Source organism: Acidithiobacillus sp. YTS05, assembly GCF_024396695.1.
Lineage (GTDB): Bacteria > Pseudomonadota > Gammaproteobacteria > Acidithiobacillales > Acidithiobacillaceae > Igneacidithiobacillus > Igneacidithiobacillus copahuensis.
Genome location: NZ_CP094359.1, coordinates 2,453,760 through 2,475,310 on the forward strand (window position 1 = coordinate 2,453,760; position 21,551 = coordinate 2,475,310).

The 21,551-nt window shown below is 59.1% G+C and carries 20 protein-coding genes; 4 read left to right on the top strand and 16 right to left on the bottom strand.

What is annotated here, in order from left to right; genetic code table 11:
* Nucleotides 1–101: 101 nt before the first annotated feature.
* The 15 genes from erpA to folB form a co-directional block, all read right to left on the bottom strand.
* Entirely contained in the window at nt 102–473 is a 372-nt protein-coding gene (gene erpA / locus MQE22_RS12160) for an iron-sulfur cluster insertion protein ErpA (protein ID WP_226827665.1), read from the bottom strand.
* A gap of 75 nt (nt 474–548) precedes the next feature.
* Entirely contained in the window at nt 549–1,025 is a 477-nt protein-coding gene (locus tag MQE22_RS12165; RefSeq protein ID WP_226827668.1) for a phosphate-starvation-inducible PsiE family protein, read from the bottom strand.
* 5 nt (nt 1,026–1,030) lie between these two features.
* On the bottom strand, nt 1,031–3,991 hold the full coding sequence (locus MQE22_RS12170) for an FAD-dependent oxidoreductase (RefSeq protein ID WP_215872093.1): 2,961 nt from the start codon (nt 3,989–3,991) through the stop codon (nt 1,031–1,033).
* Nucleotides 3,992–4,042: 51 nt separating this feature from the next.
* On the bottom strand, nt 4,043–5,020 hold the full coding sequence (locus MQE22_RS12175; protein WP_215872092.1) for an alpha-ketoacid dehydrogenase subunit beta: 978 nt from the start codon (nt 5,018–5,020) through the stop codon (nt 4,043–4,045).
* Nucleotides 5,021–5,022: 2 nt separating this feature from the next.
* A complete protein-coding gene (gene pdhA, locus MQE22_RS12180) occupies nt 5,023–5,994 on the bottom strand; it encodes a pyruvate dehydrogenase (acetyl-transferring) E1 component subunit alpha (RefSeq protein ID WP_215872091.1) in 972 nt (323 codons plus the stop codon).
* 91 nt (nt 5,995–6,085) lie between these two features.
* Nucleotides 6,086–6,340, bottom strand: coding sequence for a hypothetical protein (locus MQE22_RS12185; RefSeq protein WP_215872090.1), 255 nt, complete (start codon nt 6,338–6,340; stop codon nt 6,086–6,088).
* A gap of 22 nt (nt 6,341–6,362) precedes the next feature.
* Nucleotides 6,363–6,707: a hypothetical protein gene (locus MQE22_RS12190; RefSeq protein WP_226827671.1), complete on the bottom strand. Its 345-nt coding sequence runs from the start codon at nt 6,705–6,707 to the stop codon at nt 6,363–6,365.
* 134 nt (nt 6,708–6,841) lie between these two features.
* Nucleotides 6,842–9,946: a bifunctional diguanylate cyclase/phosphodiesterase gene (locus MQE22_RS12195; protein WP_215885408.1), complete on the bottom strand. Its 3,105-nt coding sequence runs from the start codon at nt 9,944–9,946 to the stop codon at nt 6,842–6,844.
* A complete protein-coding gene (locus tag MQE22_RS12200; protein ID WP_215872949.1) occupies nt 9,933–13,694 on the bottom strand; it encodes a bifunctional diguanylate cyclase/phosphodiesterase in 3,762 nt (1,253 codons plus the stop codon). Before MQE22_RS12200 ends, MQE22_RS12195 begins: the two co-directional genes overlap by 14 nt.
* Nucleotides 13,695–13,728: 34 nt before the next feature.
* Nucleotides 13,729–14,907, bottom strand: coding sequence for an EAL domain-containing protein (locus tag MQE22_RS12205; protein ID WP_215872948.1), 1,179 nt, complete (start codon nt 14,905–14,907; stop codon nt 13,729–13,731).
* Nucleotides 14,908–15,070: 163 nt separating this feature from the next.
* Complete coding sequence (gene argC / locus MQE22_RS12210; RefSeq protein WP_215872947.1) at nt 15,071–16,105, bottom strand: N-acetyl-gamma-glutamyl-phosphate reductase; 1,035 nt, start codon at nt 16,103–16,105, stop codon at nt 15,071–15,073.
* 63 nt (nt 16,106–16,168) lie between these two features.
* On the bottom strand, nt 16,169–16,555 hold the full coding sequence (gene rpsI, locus MQE22_RS12215) for a 30S ribosomal protein S9 (protein ID WP_215872946.1): 387 nt from the start codon (nt 16,553–16,555) through the stop codon (nt 16,169–16,171).
* 12 nt (nt 16,556–16,567) lie between these two features.
* The gene (rplM, locus tag MQE22_RS12220; protein WP_215872945.1) at nt 16,568–16,996 is read right to left on the bottom strand and encodes a 50S ribosomal protein L13; all 429 of its coding nucleotides are present in this window, start codon (nt 16,994–16,996) and stop codon (nt 16,568–16,570) included.
* 95 nt (nt 16,997–17,091) lie between these two features.
* Nucleotides 17,092–17,439: a DUF4168 domain-containing protein gene (locus MQE22_RS12225; protein WP_215872944.1), complete on the bottom strand. Its 348-nt coding sequence runs from the start codon at nt 17,437–17,439 to the stop codon at nt 17,092–17,094.
* A 149-nt stretch (nt 17,440–17,588) separates the two neighbouring features.
* The gene (gene folB, locus MQE22_RS12230; RefSeq protein ID WP_215872943.1) at nt 17,589–17,954 is read right to left on the bottom strand and encodes a dihydroneopterin aldolase; all 366 of its coding nucleotides are present in this window, start codon (nt 17,952–17,954) and stop codon (nt 17,589–17,591) included.
* Nucleotides 17,955–18,054: 100 nt separating this feature from the next.
* On the opposite strand from folB, the gene plsY reads away from it, so the two are divergent.
* Nucleotides 18,055–18,663: a glycerol-3-phosphate 1-O-acyltransferase PlsY gene (gene plsY / locus MQE22_RS12235; RefSeq protein ID WP_226827680.1), complete on the top strand. Its 609-nt coding sequence runs from the start codon at nt 18,055–18,057 to the stop codon at nt 18,661–18,663.
* Nucleotides 18,664–18,707: 44 nt separating this feature from the next.
* Here the strand turns inward: plsY and speD are convergent, their stop codons facing one another.
* The gene (gene speD, locus MQE22_RS12240; RefSeq protein ID WP_215872941.1) at nt 18,708–19,109 is read right to left on the bottom strand and encodes an adenosylmethionine decarboxylase; all 402 of its coding nucleotides are present in this window, start codon (nt 19,107–19,109) and stop codon (nt 18,708–18,710) included.
* Nucleotides 19,110–19,462: 353 nt separating this feature from the next.
* Here speD and MQE22_RS12245 point away from each other — a divergent pair, with 353 nt between their 5' ends.
* The 3 genes from MQE22_RS12245 to mlaD are packed head-to-tail and all read left to right on the top strand — an operon-like array spanning nt 19,463 to nt 21,538.
* The gene (locus MQE22_RS12245; RefSeq protein WP_215872940.1) at nt 19,463–20,275 is read left to right on the top strand and encodes an ABC transporter ATP-binding protein; all 813 of its coding nucleotides are present in this window, start codon (nt 19,463–19,465) and stop codon (nt 20,273–20,275) included.
* Complete coding sequence (gene mlaE / locus MQE22_RS12250) at nt 20,272–21,048, top strand: lipid asymmetry maintenance ABC transporter permease subunit MlaE (protein ID WP_215872939.1); 777 nt, start codon at nt 20,272–20,274, stop codon at nt 21,046–21,048. The genes MQE22_RS12245 and mlaE overlap by 4 nt, the downstream gene beginning before the upstream one ends.
* Before the next feature lie 10 nt (nt 21,049–21,058).
* Nucleotides 21,059–21,538 (top strand): outer membrane lipid asymmetry maintenance protein MlaD, encoded by a 480-nt coding sequence (mlaD, locus tag MQE22_RS12255; protein WP_215872938.1) that lies wholly within the window; start codon nt 21,059–21,061, stop codon nt 21,536–21,538.
* The last annotated feature ends 13 nt before the right edge of the window (nt 21,539–21,551 follow it).

Here is a 21,551-nt window from a genome sequence, read left to right on the forward strand (position 1 = left end):
TTCTCCTTAGGACAGGGGCAGGGAACTACTGCATCATACCCCGCGCAAAAAAAGAAAGGGAGACGGACGCCTCCCTTTCGGCCTTGCTCTGCCGGGGTCTTTCAGGCAGAGAAGGACGAACCGCAACCGCAGGTGGTCGTAGCGTTGGGGTTCTTGATAACGAACTGCGCGCCTTCCAGACCCTCACTATAGTCGATTTCCGCACCGACCAGATACTGATAGCTCATCGGATCGACCAAGAGGCGGACGCCAAACTGCTCCACCTCGGTGTCGCCATCATTGACGTTTTCGTCAAAGGTGAAGCCATACTGAAAGCCCGAACAGCCCCCCCCGGTCACGAAGACCCGCAGCTTGAGATCCGGGCTGCCCTCCTCTTCGATCAGGGATTTGATCTTGTCCGCGGCGCTGTCGGTCAGGGTCATCACCGGCGGCAGGGTGTCCAGATCCGTCATGGTTTCCGTAGCTGTGCTCATTCCCACATTCTCCTCACGCGCGTGCGCGTACCATCAGAAATATCCGACAATTTTGCTCGCCTTTACCGGCGGGCGTCAAGAACCATCCTGACCGCGCTTGGGCACGAACTGAATGGCGGCAACGCGGGCTGCCACCAGCACTGCCAGGAGCGCCGCCGTGGCCAGCAGGTCCAAAGGGCCCAGCCGATGGGCATAGAGACCAATGAAGAGCTCCCGCAGGATGAAGACAATGGCGACTTCTGCCAGGACCCGCAGGCGAATGCGGTGGAACTCGAGGTAATCGGTAAAGGTGCGGAAAAGCTCGATGAGCACGAAAACCGAGAGCACATCCGAGACCAGACTAGAGATGACCTCTTCTTGATGCAGACTGAAAAATGCCGCGTAGACATCGCCAATCAGGCTCCAGACCGCATAGAGCAAGGTGACCAGCATGAGGAAGATGAGGATTGTGATGACAAAATCCAGCATCCTTCCATAAAAACGGATCACTGAACCGCGCAGGCCGGCGATCTCGCTGTAGCTGGCGGCGGATTTTTGCGCGCGCTCGTTCAAGGGGTTTAGTGCTTGTTGCGCGCTGAGCGCCGCAGCCGAGATTGCAGACGCCGCGCCATTTCACCAAAGAGCTCCGTCTGCGTCGGGTGCGGATGAATGGCGCTGCCCACCTGTTCCAGCGTCAGTTCGCCATGGACCATCAACACGGCCTCGCCGACCAGGGTATCGGCGTGATCCGCCAGGAAATGCACCCCGACGATACGCTGGCTCTGCTTGTCCGCGACCAACTTGATCAAGCCGTCGGTCTCGCCGGTCATCATCGCCTTGGCGTCGATGGACAAGGGTACCTTGACCTCTGCTACATCCATCCCAGCGGCCTTGGCCTGCTCACCGGAAAGACCGACGAAGGCCACCTGCGGGCGGGTGAAGGTCACGCCACTGTCCTTGCGTTGATCATAGCGCGCCGACTCACCCAGCAGATTGGCCGCCGCTACTCGCCCTTGTTGGCCGGCCGTATGGGCAAGCATGTAGCCGCCGATGACGTCCCCGACGGCAAAGATATGCGGCACATTGGTCTGACAGCGATCATTGGTGGCAATGGCGCCGCGTTCGCCCAGCTGTACGCCGGCCTTGTCCAGTTGCAGGGCTTCGGTATTCGGGCGTTTTCCGGTCGCAATCAGCAGTAGCTCGGCGACATAGTCGTGTTCCTGACCTTCTCCGTCACGATAGCATACCGTCACATCTCCCTTGCCACCGCTGATCTTCTGCACCGCCACACCGGTCCGCACCGTAAGACGCGGGCTGTTCTTGGCCAGCACCGCCATCAGTTGCTCAGCAACCTCTTTCTCCATTTCGGCGACCGGACGTGGCAGGGCCTCCAGCACCAGCACCTCGGCACCGAAATCGTGGAACATCTGCGCCATTTCCATACCAATGGCTCCGGCGCCGATGACACAGAGTTTCTTCGGGGGCACAGCAAGGTCCCAGACCGTATCCGAGGTCACCGCAGCACCAGCGGCCAGCGTTTCCTGCGCGCCAGGAATGGGTGGCACGAAGGCCGGCGCACCAGTGGCAATAACGCAGGCGCCGAAGCTCAGGCTGCGGGCGTCCTTGCCGGTGATTTCGACGCTATGCGGCCCAGTGAACCGAGCGAAGCCTTCCAGTACCTGAATCTTCATACCTTGGTCAGTCTTCAGCGCCATCTCACCGCGTGTCTGCAGGATGCTGCGGCGATGTTTTTCCAGTTGCGCCCAATCCAGCTTGGCTTCGCCCAGGGCGATACCCATGGCGGCATCGTGGGCGCGATCGCGAATGCGGTCGGCCGCCGCGCGCCAGGCCTTGGAGGGAATACAACCGCGCCAGAGACACTCGCCTCCGGGATAGGGGGCATTGTTCACCAACGTCACCCGGATGCCATGCTCGGCCAGCTCCCGCGCACAATCCTCACCACCGGGGCCACCGCCGATGACCAGTACCTGGGTATCGTAATCGCCCTCGGGGATGACGGGACCGCTGCTTCCGGCCCAAGCCTCGGGCTGCTCGATGGCCGTTTTCAGATCCTTGAGGAATGCCGCCGCCTCCGCCCCGTTGACCACCCGGTGGTCGGCGGTGATGGTGATCGGCATGCCCTGCGGACCCGTCGCCGCCACCGCGAGGATCGCCGCCGTACCCGGAGTGACGATGGCATCGAATTGACTGATGCCATACATACCCATGTTGGAAATGGTGAAGGTGGGATTCTGATACTCCGGCGGGCTCATGCGCCGCTTGCGCGCCTTCTCCAGCAAAGGCTTCCACGCCGCCTGCAGTTCACGCAGGGAATGGCTGGCCACGTCGCGCAAGACGGGTACCACCAGACCGCCATCTTCCGTGGTGGCAGCAATACCAATATCGTGTGGCCGATTGTCGACGATGCGATCCCCCGGCTGATAGGCGGCGTTGATCAGGGGATGCTTTGCGAGGGCCGCGGAGGCAGCCTTGGCCAGGGCCACGGTGACCGAAACCCCGCTGGCCTTGGCCAGGCGCAGCAGCGCCTCCGGCTGCACGTGGATGGTCACATGAAATACCGGGATACTGAGGGAAGCCGTCATGGCCTGACTGATGGCCTTTTCGATGGCAGTCATCGCACGGCCATTGCCAGGCACCGGCGTTGCTACCGGGACGGTAACGGCAGCCGGCGCGGAACTCTGGGCGAAGACATCGGCAGCCACAATGACGCCGGCGGGACCCGACCCACGAACCCCTTCCAGAGACACACCGCGCTCCCCGGCCAGCAGGCGGGCATAGGGGCTGGCCGCAGCGCTCGTCGGCCGGGCGGCCGGCTGGACGGCGCCACTCGTCCGCAGCGGAGCTTGCGCGCTGGCAGCGGGAGTGGGCGCAGGGGGCATGGGCGCAGGGGCCGCCGTTTCTGCAGTGGGCTTGGTGGGCATCGCAGCCCCCGAGGCGGTATCGCGCCGCACCTGCGTGGGCTCATCCACCAGATAGGCAATGGGTTCGCCCACCGGGACTACGGCATCTGCCGCCACCAAGGGGCCGGACAGAAAACCAGAGCGGAAGACTTCGACATCCATAATGGCCTTGTCGGTTTCCACCGTCGCCACGACGTCACCGCGCTCGACACGCTCACCGGGCTGTTTTTCCCAGGAGACCAGCACGCCTTCCGTCATGGTGTCCGACAGTTGCGGCATCTTGATGGCATACCCCAGGTCAGCGCCAGGCGTGGCTGGCCCAGACGTCGCGCTGCTCGATGTCGGTGCCGGACTGGCCTCCACGCTCACGTCAGGGCTATCGACCAGATAGGCAATGGCTTCACCTACCGGCACTACGGCGTCGACGGCTGCCAGCGGGCCAACCAGGTAGCCGGAGCGGAAGACCTCGACGTCCATGATGGCCTTGTCGGTTTCCACCGTCGCAACCACGTCCCCGCGTTCGACGCGCTCGCCGGGTTGCTTTTCCCAGGAGACCAGCACGCCTTCCGTCATGGTATCCGACAATTGGGGCATTTTGATGACGTATGCTTCAGCCATATCTCACCATTTCAAAATAGGTGGGCGGCGCCCCTCGCGGGGCGCCGGAAATTACTTACCCAGCAGTTTTTTGGCTGCTGCGACTACGTCGTCGGCATTGGGAATGGCCGCCTTTTCCAGGCGGCGATTGTAGGGGATGGGCACGTCCTTCGCGTGTACGCGCACGGGTGCGGCGTCGAGCTCGAAGAAGGCATCTTCGTTGATCAATGCCATCACCTCGGCACCCACTCCCACCGGGGCCTCATCTTCCTCGACGATCAGGGCACGGTGGGTCTTGCGCACACTGGCAGCAATGCCTGCACGATCCAGAGGTTTCAGGGCACGCAGGTCGATGACTTCGGCCTCGATCCCCTCCTTGGCCAGACGCTCCGCCGCCTGCAGTGCCCAGTGGACACTGATGTTATAGGCAAAGATGCTCAGATCCCGCCCCGGACGCATCACTTCCACGCCTTCCAGCGGGGTAAAGAACTCCTCGTCCGGCACCTCGCCTTTCAGGTTATACATGCTTTCATGTTCGATAAGCACGACTGGATCGTCGGAGCGCACGGCACTCTTGAGCAGGCCATAGGCGTCGCGGGGGGTGGCGGGGGTCACGACGCGCAGGCCGGAAATCCCCATGAATACCTTTTCCATCCGTGCCGAGTGCTGTGCCCCCAACTGATGCGCGGTGCCGCCGGGCACCCGCATGACGAAGGGGCAGCGAATCTTGCCGCCAGACATATAGTGGATCTTGGCAGCGTTGTTCATGAGCTGATCCATCGCCAGCCAGGCGAAGTTGACACTCATGATTTCGACGATGGGGCGACAACCAAGCATGGCTGCACCAACCCCGATACCGGTATAGCTATTCTCCGAAATCGGGGTATCAATTACCCGCTCCGGACCATATTTCGCGTAGAGACCCGATGTCGCCTTGTAGGTCCCCCCGGCCACACCAATATCCTCGCCCATCGCAAACACCAACGGATCCCGTGCCAGCTCCTCGTCGTGGGCACGCAAAATGGCCTGCCAATACATCATCTCTGCCATGCTTACGCCCCCTCTGCCACATACACATACCGCTCCAGATCCTCGACCCGGGGCTCCGGACTTGCGAGAGCAAAGCGGACGATCTCGTTCTCAATCTGCTCCAGGATTTCCTCGTCCATCGCCTGGAAAGCAGCGGCATCGATGATGCCCGCTTCTTCCAGTCGTTTCTTGAAGATGCCGATGGGATCACGCTGCGCCCACTGCTCCACTTCCTCCTTGCTGCGATAGGCGCCGGAGTCGGACATGGAGTGCCCACGCAGACGGTAGGTCATCAACTCGAGAAAATAGGGCTCTTTCTTTTCGCGGACATGGGTGATGGCCTTCTCTGCCTCCGCCATGACCACATCGATGTCCTGACCATCCACCTGGGAAGCCGCGATCTTATAGGGGGCGACGCGCAGGTACTGATTGATCTCGGAGGAGGCGCGCTCGATGGCCGTACCGATACCGTAGAGATTGTTTTCGCAGACGAAGAGCACCGGTAGCTTCCATAGGCTGGCCATATTCATGGTTTCATGAAAAGTACCCTGATTGTTAGCGCCATCGCCAAGAAAACAGATGGCGATTTCGTCCCCACCGCGCAGCTTGATGGCCTTGGCAAAGCCGGCGGCAAGAGGGAAAGGGCCACCGACCAGGGCATAGCCACCCATGAAATGATGATCGACGTCATAGATGTGCATGGAACCACCGCGACCGCGGGAAGAACCGGTTTCCTTGCCGTAGAGCTCGGCCATAACCTCTTTGGGATCGGCACCGCACTGGATTGCGTGAATGTGGTCACGATACCCGGTAACCACATAGTCCTGTCCCTTGCGTGCCTTTTCCAGGACCCCAATGGCACAGGCCTCCTGGCCGGGATAGAGGTGGAGAAAGCCACCGATCTCCCGTTCCTGATAAGCCTGGGCGCATCGCTCTTCAAAACGACGCGCAAAAAGCATTTCACGCAGCAGGCGCTTTCGGTCGCTGGCTTCCATATTCCCCCAAAGATCATAACCGATAGATCGTGCCATGATCGCAAAGGGGTTGGACAAGCGTCAAGCGGAGCGCTGCCGCCCCGCAACCACTTCAATTCCCGTTCAGGGAACGCTCGATATTCGGTAGTGCCGCCCCAACGCCGGCGCCGACCGCGCCACCAACAGCCGCTCCCACCGCAGGATTACCAGCGACGACAGTACCTAGAACGGCGCCTCCGGCGGCGCCGATAGCGCCACCACTCAGGGCACGCTGGCCGGTAGGGCTCATATTGGCGCAACCCGCCAAGCCGGCGACCAGTAATAGCAGAACCGCCGATTTTACGATACGGCCTGTCATGATGTTCATACGATCTCCTCTTCTCTGAATTTTAGTGATGCCAATCGCGATGCCAGCCATCATCCCCGTCACGATCGCGTCCGTGCTGCCAACGACCGGCCCATGGCGGTGGGCCCGGACGCCAGCGCGGTGCTGGCTGATATACCACCACCCGAGGTGGCGGAGAAGCGTAATAGACCCGACGGGGCGGCGGCGCATAAATCACCGGTGGAGCGACATAGTAACGGGGCGCATCCCCCAGATACAGACTCAGGCCCGGGACCGCAACCCCAAGATTCAAATCGTCGGCACTTGCACCCACGCTGTAGCCTAGGGAGGCAAGGCCCAACAACGCCCCCACCATTGCAGCAACAACTTTTTTGTCAAAGAATTTCATGGCGACACCTCTGTGTTCAGATCCTTCGGATAGACTGCTAAGCAAAGTACATGCCGGAAATTAAGGTGTTGGAATATCAACGCTCTACCATCGTGCTGGTTTCGGCAACTGTCGCCAAATGTCGACAGTTTCGCCTAGGGCGCGGGCTCGTCTCCATTGCCAGGAATCTCTCGCTGACGCTCGGCAAGGATTTGGCTCTGGAGGTCGCGCAGCGCCTCCTCCACGTCCTGCCAGTAGCGATTGTGCGGAGAATCGGCTCCGCCCGCCAAAGCGCGGGAGAGCATCGACTGATACCGGCGATAGGCGATGTGCAGAGGTTCTCCTGGCGTGTAGCCTAAGCGAGACAAGGCGGCATCATAGGGACCATCGCGGCGTAAGGCGCTCTCCAGAACGAACAATTGTCGCCCCAGCGGCTGCAGGGTCTTTTTGATCACTGCGTGAATACTTAGAATCCCCGCAAATAATCCGAACAATGTGGCCGGTCTTACACCGTCCAGGCGCAGAGGGGCTTCCAGAAAACGGCGCAGATCCTTGAAGGGAAGAGGCCGACTGATGCCATAGCCCTGCAACTTAGCGACCCCGAGCGTCAGAAGCACATCGAGGATTTCAGCAGTTTCGACACCTTCGACCACCAGCTCCACGCCGATTTCCTCCGCGAGATCCTGCAGGACCCGGATGAAGTGCAGATCCTCCGGGTGATCTGGCAAAGCGCGCACAAAATGTTGATCTACCTTGATTTTGTCAATTGGTAGATCGCGCAGGCGCTGCAGTGAGGCATAAGCGGTACCCACATCATCGAGAGCCAGATGGATGCCCATGCCACGAATCTCAGCCATCACCTCTGCCGCCACGGGCTGATCGAGGAAATCTCCACCTTCCAGAATCTCCATGGTGATGCGTTCCGGCGACACAGGGCTTGCCGCCAGGACACCGCGCAGGCAAGGCAGGCAGTAACGCGTGAATGATTGTGCCGGGATATTGAAGGAAAGCCCCAGGAGCCAGCCCTCCTTCTCCAGGGCGCTGATGTCCTGCAGAGCGGCTGTGAGCAGTTGCCAGCTCAGGTTTTGGATCTCCTCTAGTTTGAGATGGGGAAGAAATTCTGCCGGGGTCAGGACACGGCCATCCACATCCCGCAGACGGGCAAGAGCCTCCACTCCCCGGACACCACCATCAAAACCGTCGATGATCGGCTGATACCAGACCTCCAGGGCGTTTTCGGCCAGTAGACGTTGCGCGAGGGTGCGTGCCTTGGTTTCCAGTTCCTGCCCAGCAATGGCCCAACTGTGCAAACGATCGGCCTTGTGTGCCTTGGCCAAGCTCAATGCCTGCCGCGCCTGGCGCAGGAGACTATCGAGGTAATGTTCCTCATCACCGGCGAGCATTGCCACACCTATGCTGGCTGCCAACTGCAGCTTGCCGTCAGGCAGCGCAAAATCGATGCCGAGCGCCGCTTCCACATCGTCGAGCTTCTGCCGCAGACCCCGCACACCACCCACGACAGAAAACAGCAGGATGAATTCATCACCCCCAAGACGCGCCACCAGATCGCCCAGCCCCAAAACACTCTCCAGACGTTCCCGTACGAGCGCCAGGATTTGGTCTCCAGTCTGGCGTTGGAAGCGCTCGTTGATTTGATGGAAATCATCGATGTCCAGCACCGCCAGGGCCGCCCCCTCCCCACTCTCTACGACCTGAAAGTGAAACCTGGTATAGGCTTGTTCCAGCCGCGAGCGATTCGCGGCACCGGTAAGGGGATCGAAGTCCGCCAGAAGATCCAGCATTCCCTGGGCTTGTTCCAGCGCATCCCGGCGCTGCCAGAGGCTCAAAATCAGGCCGAAGCTTTCCGCAACCTGCTGCAAGAATGGTTCGACAGCATTCGTCGTCTGGTTTTGCTCTCGCAGTAAACAGAGCAACACGCCCCAGGCTTGGGAACGACCCTCCAGGAATATGGGCTGGGCGATTGCGCAACACAGATCTTCTCTCGCCAACGACTCTTTCAACGAGGCGAGCAGTACACAGTCCTGTATGCGGTCGATGCGCTGTACATTGCCACGATGCAGCGCCCGGCCCACCAACGTCTGGGGTACTTCTCCAGCCGTCCCCACGGGCAGGGAGAGATCTTTCAAGGCAACAAACTGGCGATCGGTACTCGCCATGGCCAGCAAGTTCACGATGGATTCTTTGCTATCGGCCTGCAGGAGAAAACAACTGTGAATGCTAGTTTCCTGGACTACCGCATCGCAGATCGCAGGGTAGAGATCGAGTAGATTCTTCACCCGCAATAAACGATGATGAATGACGAGCGCCGCCGATTGGAATTGCCGCAAGCCAAGCAAGGAATCCGCATTTTTGATCGCTGTGCGATAAAAAATCCAAAGGAGGATCATCAGCGCAACAAACGGCAGACTAAGCTGCAACCATTGCGCAAAAGAAAGGGTATCCAGCCAACCGCTGCCGCGCCAGCGCATCTCCAGATCCCAGGGTAGGTCCAGTATGGGAGCCCGTACCCGCTGCAGATCGGAGATATTCTGCCGGTCGGGCGGCCCCCAGTGACCATCGGCATCGAGTTCCGCGATGGGTTGACCAAAGTGCTCTACCAAGACCACCACTCCCGGTTGAGGCACCTCACTTAGCAAATCCCGCATGGCAATCGGTTGGCCCAGAAAACCTGCCGGTTTTCCCCGTGCATCGTAGAGAGGGATACGTGTGGGAACGATCCACAACCCATACCTCGGCGCATAGAGGGGTTCGGCAACGAGCCAGTCGGGTTCGTCACTGGCAGTAAAAAACGCGCTCTCCGGGACCATGGCATGTGGACTTTGTGCGCGATTGGTCGACCAAACAATGGTATTTCCACTGCCATCCTGGATATTGATCGCCAGAGAATTACGGTGGTTCTTCTGGTAACTCTCCAGAGCCTTTCGGCTCTCGAGATCCGGATAGGGCGACTGCCCCGCATCAAAATGCAAGGTTTCCCGCAAAAACAGCAGATCATGAAAATGGCCATCCAGACGTCGCCGTATCTGCTGTACCATGGTATTGAGCTGATGCGCTTTGAGATGGAAGAAGTTTTCCTGCTGACGCTCTATTTCTGTGCGGGCCTGCCAAACATACAGCAGGAAAAATATGATGGCGATACCCCCAAAAAACCCACGGATACTGCGCCGTAGTCGCCGGCGTCGTCGATTAAAGTCGTGCTGACCTTGCGCGGCGAGCATGGCGAAGTCAGACTTGGGCATAGCGATTGCGTTGCGGCAAACGCGGGCTGTGGATAATTCGTTCTATGCTACGCAATACTTGGTCACCGGCACTCTGGAGGGTAGAGATATCGCCAGCCGAACCCCTTGCCAGGGCCGTGGTAATGCGTTCGAGTTGTCGATGATATTCCACGTGGGCCTGCAGTACCTCTTCCCTGCCGACAAACGGAAAAGCAGACAGGCGAGCGTGGATGGGACATTGGCTTCCGGACCAGGGCGCCAAGCGTAAAAACCAGGCCGGATTCAAGCTCACCAGGGCGAAGATGGTCTTCTGATAGTCGATAATCTCGGCGTAGAGCTGCAACAAATCATAATCCGTTGTCGCAGACCGCGGGCGCACGCCTGAACGCTCTCGCAACCAAGCAGGAATAGCCTCGGCAAACATGGGGCGAGCAATGGCAAAGCCCTGCAGCAGAGGCACCTGCATCAGGCGCAAGACGTTGCGAATGGTCTGGTTTTCCACCCCTTCCACGATGACTTCCAGCCCCTGCGATTGCCCCAGGTCGAGCAGGGCGCGCAGAAAGTGCAGATCGTTTGGATTCTCGCTCAGGTGCAGCACAAAGGCCTGGTCGATCTTGATCTTGTCTACCGGTAGCTCTTTCAGATAGAGAAGGGAGGCATAGCCTGTTCCGACATCATCCAGGCCAACACGGTATCCAAGCGACTGCAGACTGCGAATCGACTGCGCGGTGAAGTCGAGCAACAACAACTCTTCACTCTCGAGTATTTCCAGCACCAGATGTCTGGCCGGGACGGCGCAATCCGCGAGCAGTTCCTGCAGCCTTTGCAGGCCGCGCTCACTTGCCAGAAAACCCGGGGGGATATTCAGTGCGATCCACAGATGGATTCCTTGGCCTTGCCACTCTTCCCAGTCCTTGCTGAGCTGAGCAAGGACCAATTTGGTGAGAGTCCATTGATCCTCTGGAGACAGGAAGGGCAGGAAATCTCCCGGCGATATCGCCCTCTCTGCGCCGGCAAGTCGTGCCAGGGCCTCAACACCGACAATCCGATCTTGCAGCTGATCCAGAATTGGCTGGTACTGCAGAAGTAGCTGGCCATCCCGCAACAACGCCTGAATCTGGCGCCGCTCGTTCGCTTTGTCATCGGCGAAGAAAGACCAGAAGAAATCCCGTATCTTTTTGTTTTCTTTGGCTTCGTACAGGGCGTGATCGGCCTGGCGCAGGAGTAGGTCGGCATCTCCGGGGGTCACATCCGGCTGCGGGTAAAACGTGATCCCAGCGCTCAGACGAACATAGATCGTCGGCAGATCGGAGAGAAAATAGGGCTGTGCCAAGGTTTCGCCAATCTTCTCTAAAATGGAATGGATTTGCTCGCGGCTTTGCAAGCTGTCCCAAACCAGAACGAACTCATCCCCCCCGAGTCGGGCCAGATGATCGCTCTGCCGTAAGGAAGAATGAAGGCGATTGGCGACCTCTTGCAACAAGAGATCCCCGGCTGCGTGACCGTACTGATCGTTCACCGGTTTGAAGTCGTCGAGGTCCAGTACCGCCAAGGCGAGCAAACCGTCATTACGCCGTGCACGGGCCATGGCCGGCTGTAGAAATTCGGTAAGCCCGCGTCGATTCGCCAGACCCGTGAGGGCATCATGACGCGCGAGATGGCTCTGCCGTTGCCGTTCTTCCGACAACTGTCCCTTCAGATGAATTTCATCCAAAGCATGTCCAACCAGCAATGCCACGCGCTGCAACACCTCGATGATCTCCTCGTTGAACAAGTGCGCTCGATCGCTGATGACGTTCAGCATCGCCCAGCGTTCTTCGCGATGATAGATAGGCAAAGTAGCGACGGAATGCCAATGATTCTCTCGGGCTTGAGCAAACCAGGCAGCATTTTCCCCCAACGCGCCCAAATAATCCTGGACCGCCAGGAATCTGTCCTCACGCCAGGCACGCGAGGTAAAAGATTGCCCGTCCGGCACATCGTCCGGGTGGATCGTCCAACGCCGCTGCAGAATCCACTCGACATTGTGTCCAGCCAAGGCCAGCGCCTGAAACACGCCTGCGGCATCTGGACGTATGATGAAGGCCGCATTGAACAAGGTACTCCGGATCAGCTCATCGCAGATGGCACGAAGCATCTGCGGTGCCTCGCGAGCACGCAGGGCAATGTCACCGCTCACCAGCATAGTCTTCTGGAGCGTTCGAATATCCTCCAGCTCCCGCGCCACCTGACGCTGGCGGAGAAAAGCCGCAAGGTCGGCGCTCAAGCGTTCCAACAGCTCATTGATTTCCGCCGGGAAGGCGGTATCGACGTAGCGATAGAGGGCCAGCACGCCGGCGCTACCATCGGGCCAGGTGAAAGGCGAATAGATACCACCCCCCATGCGGTATTGCTGAATCAGGTCTGCCCACGGCGCAAAGAGCGGATCGTCGCTGGAAAACAGCATGGTGCGCTGGCTTTCGATAGCCCGTCCGGCAGGGGATTGCGGCACTCCCGCACGGGCATGGCAAGGCAGCACCACCCGTGCCAAGGGTGCGGCGAGAGGCCCGGCCGCTGCCGTCAACTCGATGCGGTTCTCGTCTTCCTGAACATGCCCGATCCATACGGCAGCAAGTGGCATTCGGGAGGCCAGGATAGCGCAGAACTGTTCCAGTATCTGCGGTAACCCCGGCACTGCCGGAGCGGAGAACAAGCGGTTGATCTCGGTAACCGATTGCAGAAAGGCATCGCGCACCTGTAGCTCGCGATTGCGCTGCCGCAAGTCCTGGGAGTTCACGAAGACCCGCCGCTCCAGATCGCGATTCAAGCGCTCCAAGGCCACACGGGCCGCGCTCCGTTCTGCAATCATAGCCCCGGCGAGCAATCCTATCACCTCAAGAACCAGGCCAATGATCAGGGCCAACCCTTCTGGCAGAATCAGTTGGTTATGTTCATACGGACCAAATCCTCGGCTGGTCCCCAGCAAGGCCAGCAGAAAACTCAGAAACGCCAACGGGTAAACCAACTGCACCGGGTATTGGGATAACATCCAGATGAACGGCAGGACCAGGAACACCACGCCTGCCTCCGGCAGACTATTGGCGGAAAAATGCTGAAAAAAGAGCGCAACCGCAATGGCCAGCGTCGGCAGGGCAAGCAACAGAAAACTACGCGGAAAGCGCCATGGCACCTGGCTGTGCCCGTGCAATACCACCAACGCTACCCCAACGATATTCAGAAAGGTTGCCGTTTGGGCGAGGGTCCAGTAAATAAGCATGTGCCACGAGGACAACCCAGCCACAAGGGTCAGAAGTTTGCTGCCGGCAAGCAACCAGGCGGCGCCGAGGAAAGCAGGGACCAGGCAGAAGAGCAGTAGAAAGCTGAGCGCCTGGCGAACATTGCCGAAACCCCGCCAATCGGGGCTGGCGCGATATAGCAGCCAGCGCCCCAGCCACGGGGCCAGGATACCGCCCAGGTCGGCCCATAGGGCAATGGGCATGGGATAATGCAAAGAGATCAAATTGAGGCAAATGCGCGCCAGCAGCAGCCCGGGAATCACCCGCGGTCCCCAGGCCAGAATGCCGTAGGCGATCACCCCCTCGGCGGGCCATATGGGCCAGTATTGGCTTGACAAGACGTCGTGAAAAAGCAAGCCGGCAAACGCTCCCGCCAGAACGGTTGCCAAAAACAGCCAGACGTTTATCCACCACAGTCGCCGCGCGGAGATCGAAGAATCCGCGACCGGTAGGCGAATTTCCGTGAGCAAAGCTGCATCGGAGTCCGCCTTCAAGGCGAGAGTTCCTGCAGTCCGCTGGATAGAAGCCTCAACCTCCGGGGGCATCGCGGCGCTCTGCCCGAATGGCATCATAGAGTATTGCCTGTAGTCGCCCCTCGGTTTCCGATATCTGTTGATGGACCGACATACTGTGCTGACGATTCCGGACCCCGTTCAGCAATGCCGCATAGGCATCCAGCACCGGGGCGCTGGCCTGGCACGGATGGGCACGGAGGTAATCCAATAGGGGGCACTCGTCCAGATACTTGATCAGGGATGAGACATCGTGGTTGTTTTGCAGGCTGTACATCAGGGGACGGCGGAGTACATGGGCCGCGTAGGCCCCCAAAAGTGAGCCGGGGGTGGCGCTGTGAGAGGGCCGCGCGTGGTCTCGGGCGAAGGCCACAAACGCCTCGGCCGGCATGGGACGGGAAATGGCATAGCCCTGCACAAGATCCTGCTGCAGTTGCGCTACCGCATCAAGGATCGTGGCGGTCTCTACTCCCTCGACAATCAGGGTGGCGCCCAACCCGTCGGCCAGAAACTTCATACTTTGCAAAAAGGCCATGATTTTCGGCTCCCGCTCAAGGTCGCGAACCAGTTCCTGGTCGAGCTTGATTTTCTGGATGGGCAGGTTTTTCAGGCGCAGCAAAGAAGAATAGGCACTACCAATATCATCCAGGGCAATGTTTGCCCCCGTATCGCGCAGCGCCTGTAAACGACGTACTGCGATATCACCCTGCAAAAAGTCGCCGCTCTCCAGGAGTTCCAGCGTAATCCGCTGCGGAGTGATCGAGGTGCCGCCAAGCACCCCCAGAAAACAGGGCACGCAGTCCTGATCCTCCATGAAGTCGGGATCTACATTGAAGGACAAGTCGAGAGAGATACCCTTGGCATCCAGCGTTTCCAGCAGGGTGATGCCAGCCAGGAGCATCTGCCGGCTGAGCTCCCGCCGTTGCGCCAGAGAAAGAGAAGGGAGAAATTGCATGGGCGACAAGATTTCTCCGCTGCTCGCTCGCACGCGCGCCAGCGCCTCGACGCCAACGATACGTTCCTGATACACGGAGTAGATCGGCTGAAAATAGGCCAGCACGTCTTCGGGAAATCGCCAGTTGCAGCTCCCCCCCGGAAGCAAAAATACGGCCTCCAGAATCTGATTACTGCAGGCCTGATTGGATCCCTTGCAAACCGGAGTAACGCCTGAAAAAACACTACAGTCATTAAACATTTAGAAGCGCCACTCTTCCCAGTATGATATCAGTCGCCAGACCCCAGAACGCAGAGCCAGCTCCCCCATACCAATTACTATAGTCGAAAAACGTGATTCAGCAAGCTTACATCACGCTTTTAAAATAGATGGTACATGGCGTAACTTTTTTGATAATTTACGGCTATGGTAAGAGCGGGATTTGCGCTAATCCCAGGTTTTCTGGCCAGGCAAAGAGTACATTCAGGTTTTGCACCGCCTGCCCGGCGGCACCCTTCACCAAATTATCGATAGCCGAGAGGACCACCACTTGCCCCGGGCGTGGCTGGTGCAGGGCAATGCGGCAAACATTGGCGCCGCGCACCGTCCGGGTACTGGGATGCTCGCCGAAGGGCAGCACGTCGACAAAGGGTTCTTGCGCATAACGCTGCGCAAAGAGGTCCTGCAATGCTTCGTTGCTCATCGGCTTGTGCAACCGGCCATAGAGGGTCGCGTGAATACCGCGGATCATCGGCATCAGATGCGGCGTGAACTGGACTTGGATATCTGCGCCCGCGATCCGGCTCAGAGTCTCCTCGATTTCGGGACGGTGGCGGTGCCCACTCACGCCATAAGCAGTTACGCTATCGGCGCTTTCCGGCAAGATCAGGCCCAGACGGGCCGTGCGGCCAGCGCCACTCACCCCGGACTTGCAATCGGCAATCAAGCCGCCTGCTTCCAGCAGGCCCGCCTCCAGCAGCGGGGCAAAGCCCAAGGTAACCGCCGTCGGGTAGCAGCCAGGATTGGCGACCAGGCGACTACCGCGGATTTCGTCGCGAAAGAGCTCTGGCAAGCCGTAACTGGCCTGCGGCAGAAGCGCGGGACTGGAGTGCTCCTGATGGTACCACTCCGCAAAGAGTGCAGCATCGGAAAGACGGAAATCGGCGCTAAGGTCGATCAGTCTGACCCCCGCTGCCAGAAGCTCAGGCGCCATTTCCATGGCCACACCATGGGGAGTGGCAAAGAATATCACATCCAGACCCTGGAGATCCTTGCCGGAAACCGCGGAAAATTTTAGATCGGTATGCCCACGCAAACTGGGGAACAGACCATCGACCCGCTGCCCTGCTTCGCCTCGGGAGGTAATAACAGCGACTTCGACTTCCGGATGCGGCAACAGTAAGCGCAGGAGCTCGACGCCCGTGTACCCGGTACCACCTACTATACCGACGCGAATCATGATGTCGTCCCCCGAACAAATAGAAAAGCCGCCCGAAGGCGGCTGGACCGAGCGCGATATCCCTCAGCGCTTGGAGAACTGGTGGCTGCGCCGCGCCTTGTGCTTGCCAACCTTCTTACGCTCCACCTCGCGTGCGTCACGGGTCACGAAACCCGCACTACGCAGAGGACGCCGCAGGGTCTCATCGTAAGCCATCAGGGCACGGGTGATGCCATGACGAATCGCACCCGCCTGACCACTGGCGCCACCGCCGCTGACGTTGACAAGGATATCGAACTGGCTGCCGTTACCGGTCAACTCCAGGGGCTGCAGCACGATCATGCGCGAGGTTTCGCGACCAAAATACTCTTCCAGACTGCGCTTGTTGATGCTGATCTTACCACTGCCGCGCCGCAGGTAGACACGCGCGGTAGCACTCTTGCGACGACCGGTACCGTAATACTGTTCCATACGAAATCCGCCTTAGAATTGCAGGGGTTGGGGCTGCTGCGCCGCGTGCGGGTGCTGCGCGCCGGTGTAGACCTTGAGTTTACGATACATCGCTCGCCCCAAGGGATTCTTGGGAAGCATGCCCTTGACGGCGATCTCGATGACTCGCTCTGGGTGCGTCTCCATCATTTTCTCAAAAGACGCGCTCTTCAGGTTGCCGACGTAACCGGTGTGTCGATAATACATCTTATCCTTGGCCTTGTTGCCAGTCACCGCGATTTTGTCGGCATTGATGACGACAATGTAATCGCCGATGTCGGCATGTGGAGTGTACTCCGGCTTGTGCTTGCCGCGCAGGCGCTTGGCAATTTCCGCGGAAAGACGGCCAAGGACCTTGTCCGTGGCATCGACAACAAACCAATCCCCTTGTACTTCATGAGATTTGGCAGAATAGGTTTTCATGCAGCACTCCGCTCTACCTGTACGTCAAGGCGCGAGAGGATAAAGTGAAGCACCGCCCCTGTCAATAAAAATCTGCCCACAGCGAGGAAGCGCCCTCAGCGCATAGCGGCTTCGACTTCCTTGGCAAAGGCAGGATTTTTCTGTGTCTCCTGCAACATGCTGGAATATTGTTCCGCCGTCAGGTGATGACTCGCCAAAATGCCATTCACCTTGTCCATGTAGGATTTCTTCATCGCCTGCTTCTGCGCGTCTGTGACCCCAGGCTTGTTGATCGCGGCATGGACCTGTTCGTTCAATGGCTTGATCTGCTCTGCGGCCCGGGCAAAGTCCTGAACCTGCCCGGCTGTAGCGGCTAACGCGGGAACACTGACAAGGCCAGCAAGGCCCAGGAATACGACGCCAAGGATGCCCGCGCGTAGCGACGAAATGGATACATTCTGCATCTGCTTTCTCCTCCCAAACAGTAACAATAATAAACCGGTATATCAGCAAGTTACGTTAGTTTTCCGATACTCTTGACAACACCCTACCCCCTCAGCAGGGGGATTGCAAGCACGCGGGTGAGATCGCTTGACCCCAGCTCCGCTGGCAGTCAACTGACAGTCTGTAGCGTTCCCCGCTCGATGCGTACGCCCACGTCGCGGGTACCGCGTACCGCCGCCGGTTTGTGCACACTTACCCGCACCCAGGACGCGCCGAAGTCCTCGCGCACCATACGCGCAAGGGTTTCCGCCACGGTCTCCACCAACTGTGTTTCCGTTGCTTCCAGATATTCGACAATACGGTCACAAACAGTTTGGTAGTTGATGGTGGCGTTCACCCTGTCACTCGCGGCAGCCCGCGCTGCGTCTGCGGCAATTTCCAGGTCGATCAGGACCGTCTGCGGCACCTCACGCTCCCAGTCGTAGATACCAATTCGGGTCTGGACCTTGAGTTCGCGCACGAAAAGGATATCCATGGACTCTCCATTCTGTTGCCGGGCAAAGCCTGTTCTTCGCCAGCGAATGCTTTATGATACCGCTTTCTCCGGCGGCTGCCATGCACTGAGAGACCCAGTTTTGCTATTTTTCTCTTCCTGGCTAGTCCTGTTGTGGTGTCTGGCCGCGTATCTTGTCGGTTCCCTCGCCACGGCCATCTTTGTCAGCCGTGCCTTGGGACTGCCTGATCCGCGACAGGCTGGTTCGCACAATCCTGGGGCGACTAATGTACTGCGCCTGGGCGGGAGGAAGGCGGCGGCATTGACCTTGCTCGGGGATCTGTGCAAAGGCTTGCTGCCGGTCCTGGCGGCTCGTCTGGCAGGATTGCCGGCATGGGCCGTGGCCCTGGTGGCCTTGGCGACCTTCCTCGGCCACCTCTATCCCCTCTATTTCGGTTTTCGCGGCGGCAAGGGTGTAGCCACGACCCTGGGCATTCTGTTGGCCATCGCTCCGCTGTTGGGCCTCGCCACCCTAGCCACCTGGTTACTGGTATTTGCCGTCAGCCGGGTGTCCTCGCTTGCCGCACTCAGCGCCACAGTTGCGGCACCGGCCTATGCCTGGTTCCTGCTGCCACAGCCCAGCCTACGCGGGCTCGTTTTGGTGCTGGCGCTTTGGGTACTCTGGCGTCATCGCAGCAACATTCAGCGTCTGCGCAGTGGAGAGGAACGAGCGTTCCGACGGCGCCAATAAAAAAAGGCACCTCGACGAGGTGCCTGCGTTTGCGTTGCGAATCCCTAGGCGCAGAGTGCGGGCTTAACGCGCAGCTCATGGCTGGGCACGCCCATCATTTCTACCTGCCCGCGCTTCATCTCCATGGTGGAGACCTGCGCCGCGCCAAAAGCCTCCCGCAGGAAACTCAGGGCATCTTCCGGCTGGATGACGTCGCCGCAAGTGAAGACATCCACCGCAGCGTAGCCATATTCCGGCCAAGTATGAATGGCCAGATGGGATTCAGCGACAATGACCGCCCCACTGACTCCATACGGAGAAAAGTGATGGAAGGTCTGGGTGACGATGGTGCAGTTGGCACGACGAGCGGCCTCGAGCATAGCATCGGTAACAAAATCTACATCCGACAAGGTACTGCTGTCGCATCCGTAAAAGTCTGCGACGATTTGATGTCCCAATGAGCGCATAGGTGCCCCCCCTAACTAGCATAAAGGTTAAGAAGTAGCTCCCGTGCACCCCCAGACAGTACTTGGTTTTATGCCCTACCTTGCTGGAACCGGCAGTGCCGCGCTCCGAGTCTCTTAAGGACTGACCCCTCCGTAACTGCTTTCGGTGCCGTGGAAACAGGTTCGCAACTATACAGGTTTTGCGCGGCGATGCAAGGGCTCCCAAAAATATCGCAACCTCCTCAAGAAAAAGAAGGTTTATCAGCAACTGCTACGAATTTCCATGACGAAAAATCCTGTAACATCCGCGATTGGCCTAGAAGTGCCTCGACCCCGTATAATTGGCGGATGAGTGGCGGAGTGGAAGAGGAATTTTGGCAGAGGAAAACCTGGTAGAGATACGCGGCCTGCACTTTGCGCGGGGAGAGCATGTCGTCCTCGATGGGATCGATCTGCATGTTCCGCGCGGGGCCGTCGTTGCCGTCATGGGTGCCAGCGGGGGGGGCAAGACCACGCTGCTCAATCTCGTCGCCGGCAGCCTGCAGGGTCAACGCGGCCAGGTGCTCGTGGCCGGCAAGGACACCACCAGCCTTACCCGCGCCGAACTGTACCGCCTGCGGCAACAGATGGGGATGCTGTTTCAGCACAGCGCCCTGTTTACCGATCTCAGCGCCTTCGAGAACGTCGCCTTCCCGCTGCGTCGCCATTTTCGCCTGCCCGAGTCCCTGCTGCAAAAGCTCGTGCTGATGAAACTCGAGGCGGTGGGCCTGCGCGGCGCCGCGCAGCTGATGCCAGCGGAGCTTTCCGGCGGCATGGCGCGCCGCGTTGCCCTCGCTCGCGCGGTGATCATGGATCCTCTGCTCATCCTCTATGATGAGCCTTTCACCGGTCTCGATCCGATCAGCGTCGGAATCATCGCGAGTCTGATTCGCCGACTCAATGACGCCCTCGGGGCCAGCAGCATCTTGGTCAGCCACGATGTCAAGGAGACTTTCGCAATTGCCGATTATGGCTACATCCTGGGGGGCGGCAAGGTGATTGCCGAAGGCAGCCCCGATGCCTTGCGCAGCAGCAAATCTCCCATGGCACAGCAGTTTCTGCAGGGGAGTCCGGAAGGACCGGTGCCCTTTCATTATCCAGCGGCGACGACCTTTGCCCAGGATCTGGGATTGCAGGTGAACAAATGAACGAGTTTTTCATCCCTCGTCTCGGCCACGTGGTCTGGGAGAGCGTACCGCGTCTTGGTGCCGCCACCCGTCTCTTGCTGGGTGGCCTGGGCGCAGTTGGCAACCGTCATTTCAGCTTCCGTCAATGGCTCCGGGAAGTATACGGGCTTGGTGTCCTGTCCTTGGCGCTGATGATCGTCGCGGCATTGTTCACGGGAATGGTGCTGGGCTTTCAGGGCTATTACGCCTTGGTCCGCTTTGGTGCCACTTCGGCCTTGGGAACCTTGATCGCTCTTTCCCTGCTGCGCGAGTTGGGGCCGGTACTCACTGCCCTGCTCTTCGCCGGCCGCGCCGGCTCGGCCCTGACCGCCGAGATCGGCTCGATGAAGGCGACCGAGCAGCTCGCGGCAATGGAGATGATGGCAGTGAATCCGCTTGCCTGGGTGGTAGCACCGCGGCTTTGGGGGGGGATTTTCGCCGTACCGATTTTGTGTGTCATTTTCGATCTGGTGGGAATATTCGGCGGCTATCTGGTTTCGGTGCCGGTGCTGGGCGTCGACGGGGGCACCTTTTGGGCACAGATGCAGTCCAATGTCACCCTCAGCGGAGATATTCTCAACGGCTTGCTCAAGGCCCTCTGTTTTGGTCTGATCGTGACCTGGATCGCGGTTTGGCAGGGCTTTTCCGCTAAGCCAACGGCGGAGGGAGTCGGTGCCGCCACTACGCGCAGTGTGGTCATGGCATCACTGGCCGTTCTGGGCCTGGATTTCATTTTGACCGCGCTACTGTTTTGAGGAAGAAATTATGAGTCAACGGGCAATCGACTGGTGGGTGGGCATCTTCGTTCTTTTGGGGATCGCGGCTCTGGCAGTACTGGCCCTGCGCGTCGGCAATCTCTCGGGTTTTGCCTACGGTAACGGCTATGTGCTGCACGCCGATTTCAACAATGTTGGCAGCCTCAAGGATCGTAGCCCGGTCAAGCTCGGGGGTGTGACCATTGGCGAGGTCACCCACATCGGCATGAATCCGCAGACCTTTCGCGCCGAGGTAACGATGCGCATCGAGCCCAGCATCAAGCTCCCCATCGACACCGGCGCATCGATCTACACGCAGGGACTGCTCGGTGAGCAGTACGTCGCCATTCAGCCTGGCGGCATGCCGCAAAACCTCAAGCCAGGCGCCACCATCACCTTGACCCAGGGAGCCGTCAATATCGATCAGCTCATTGGACAGATGGTTTTTGACAAGGCCAGTGGCAGCTCCTCTGGCTCCAGCACACATTGATTCCGGAGATTAC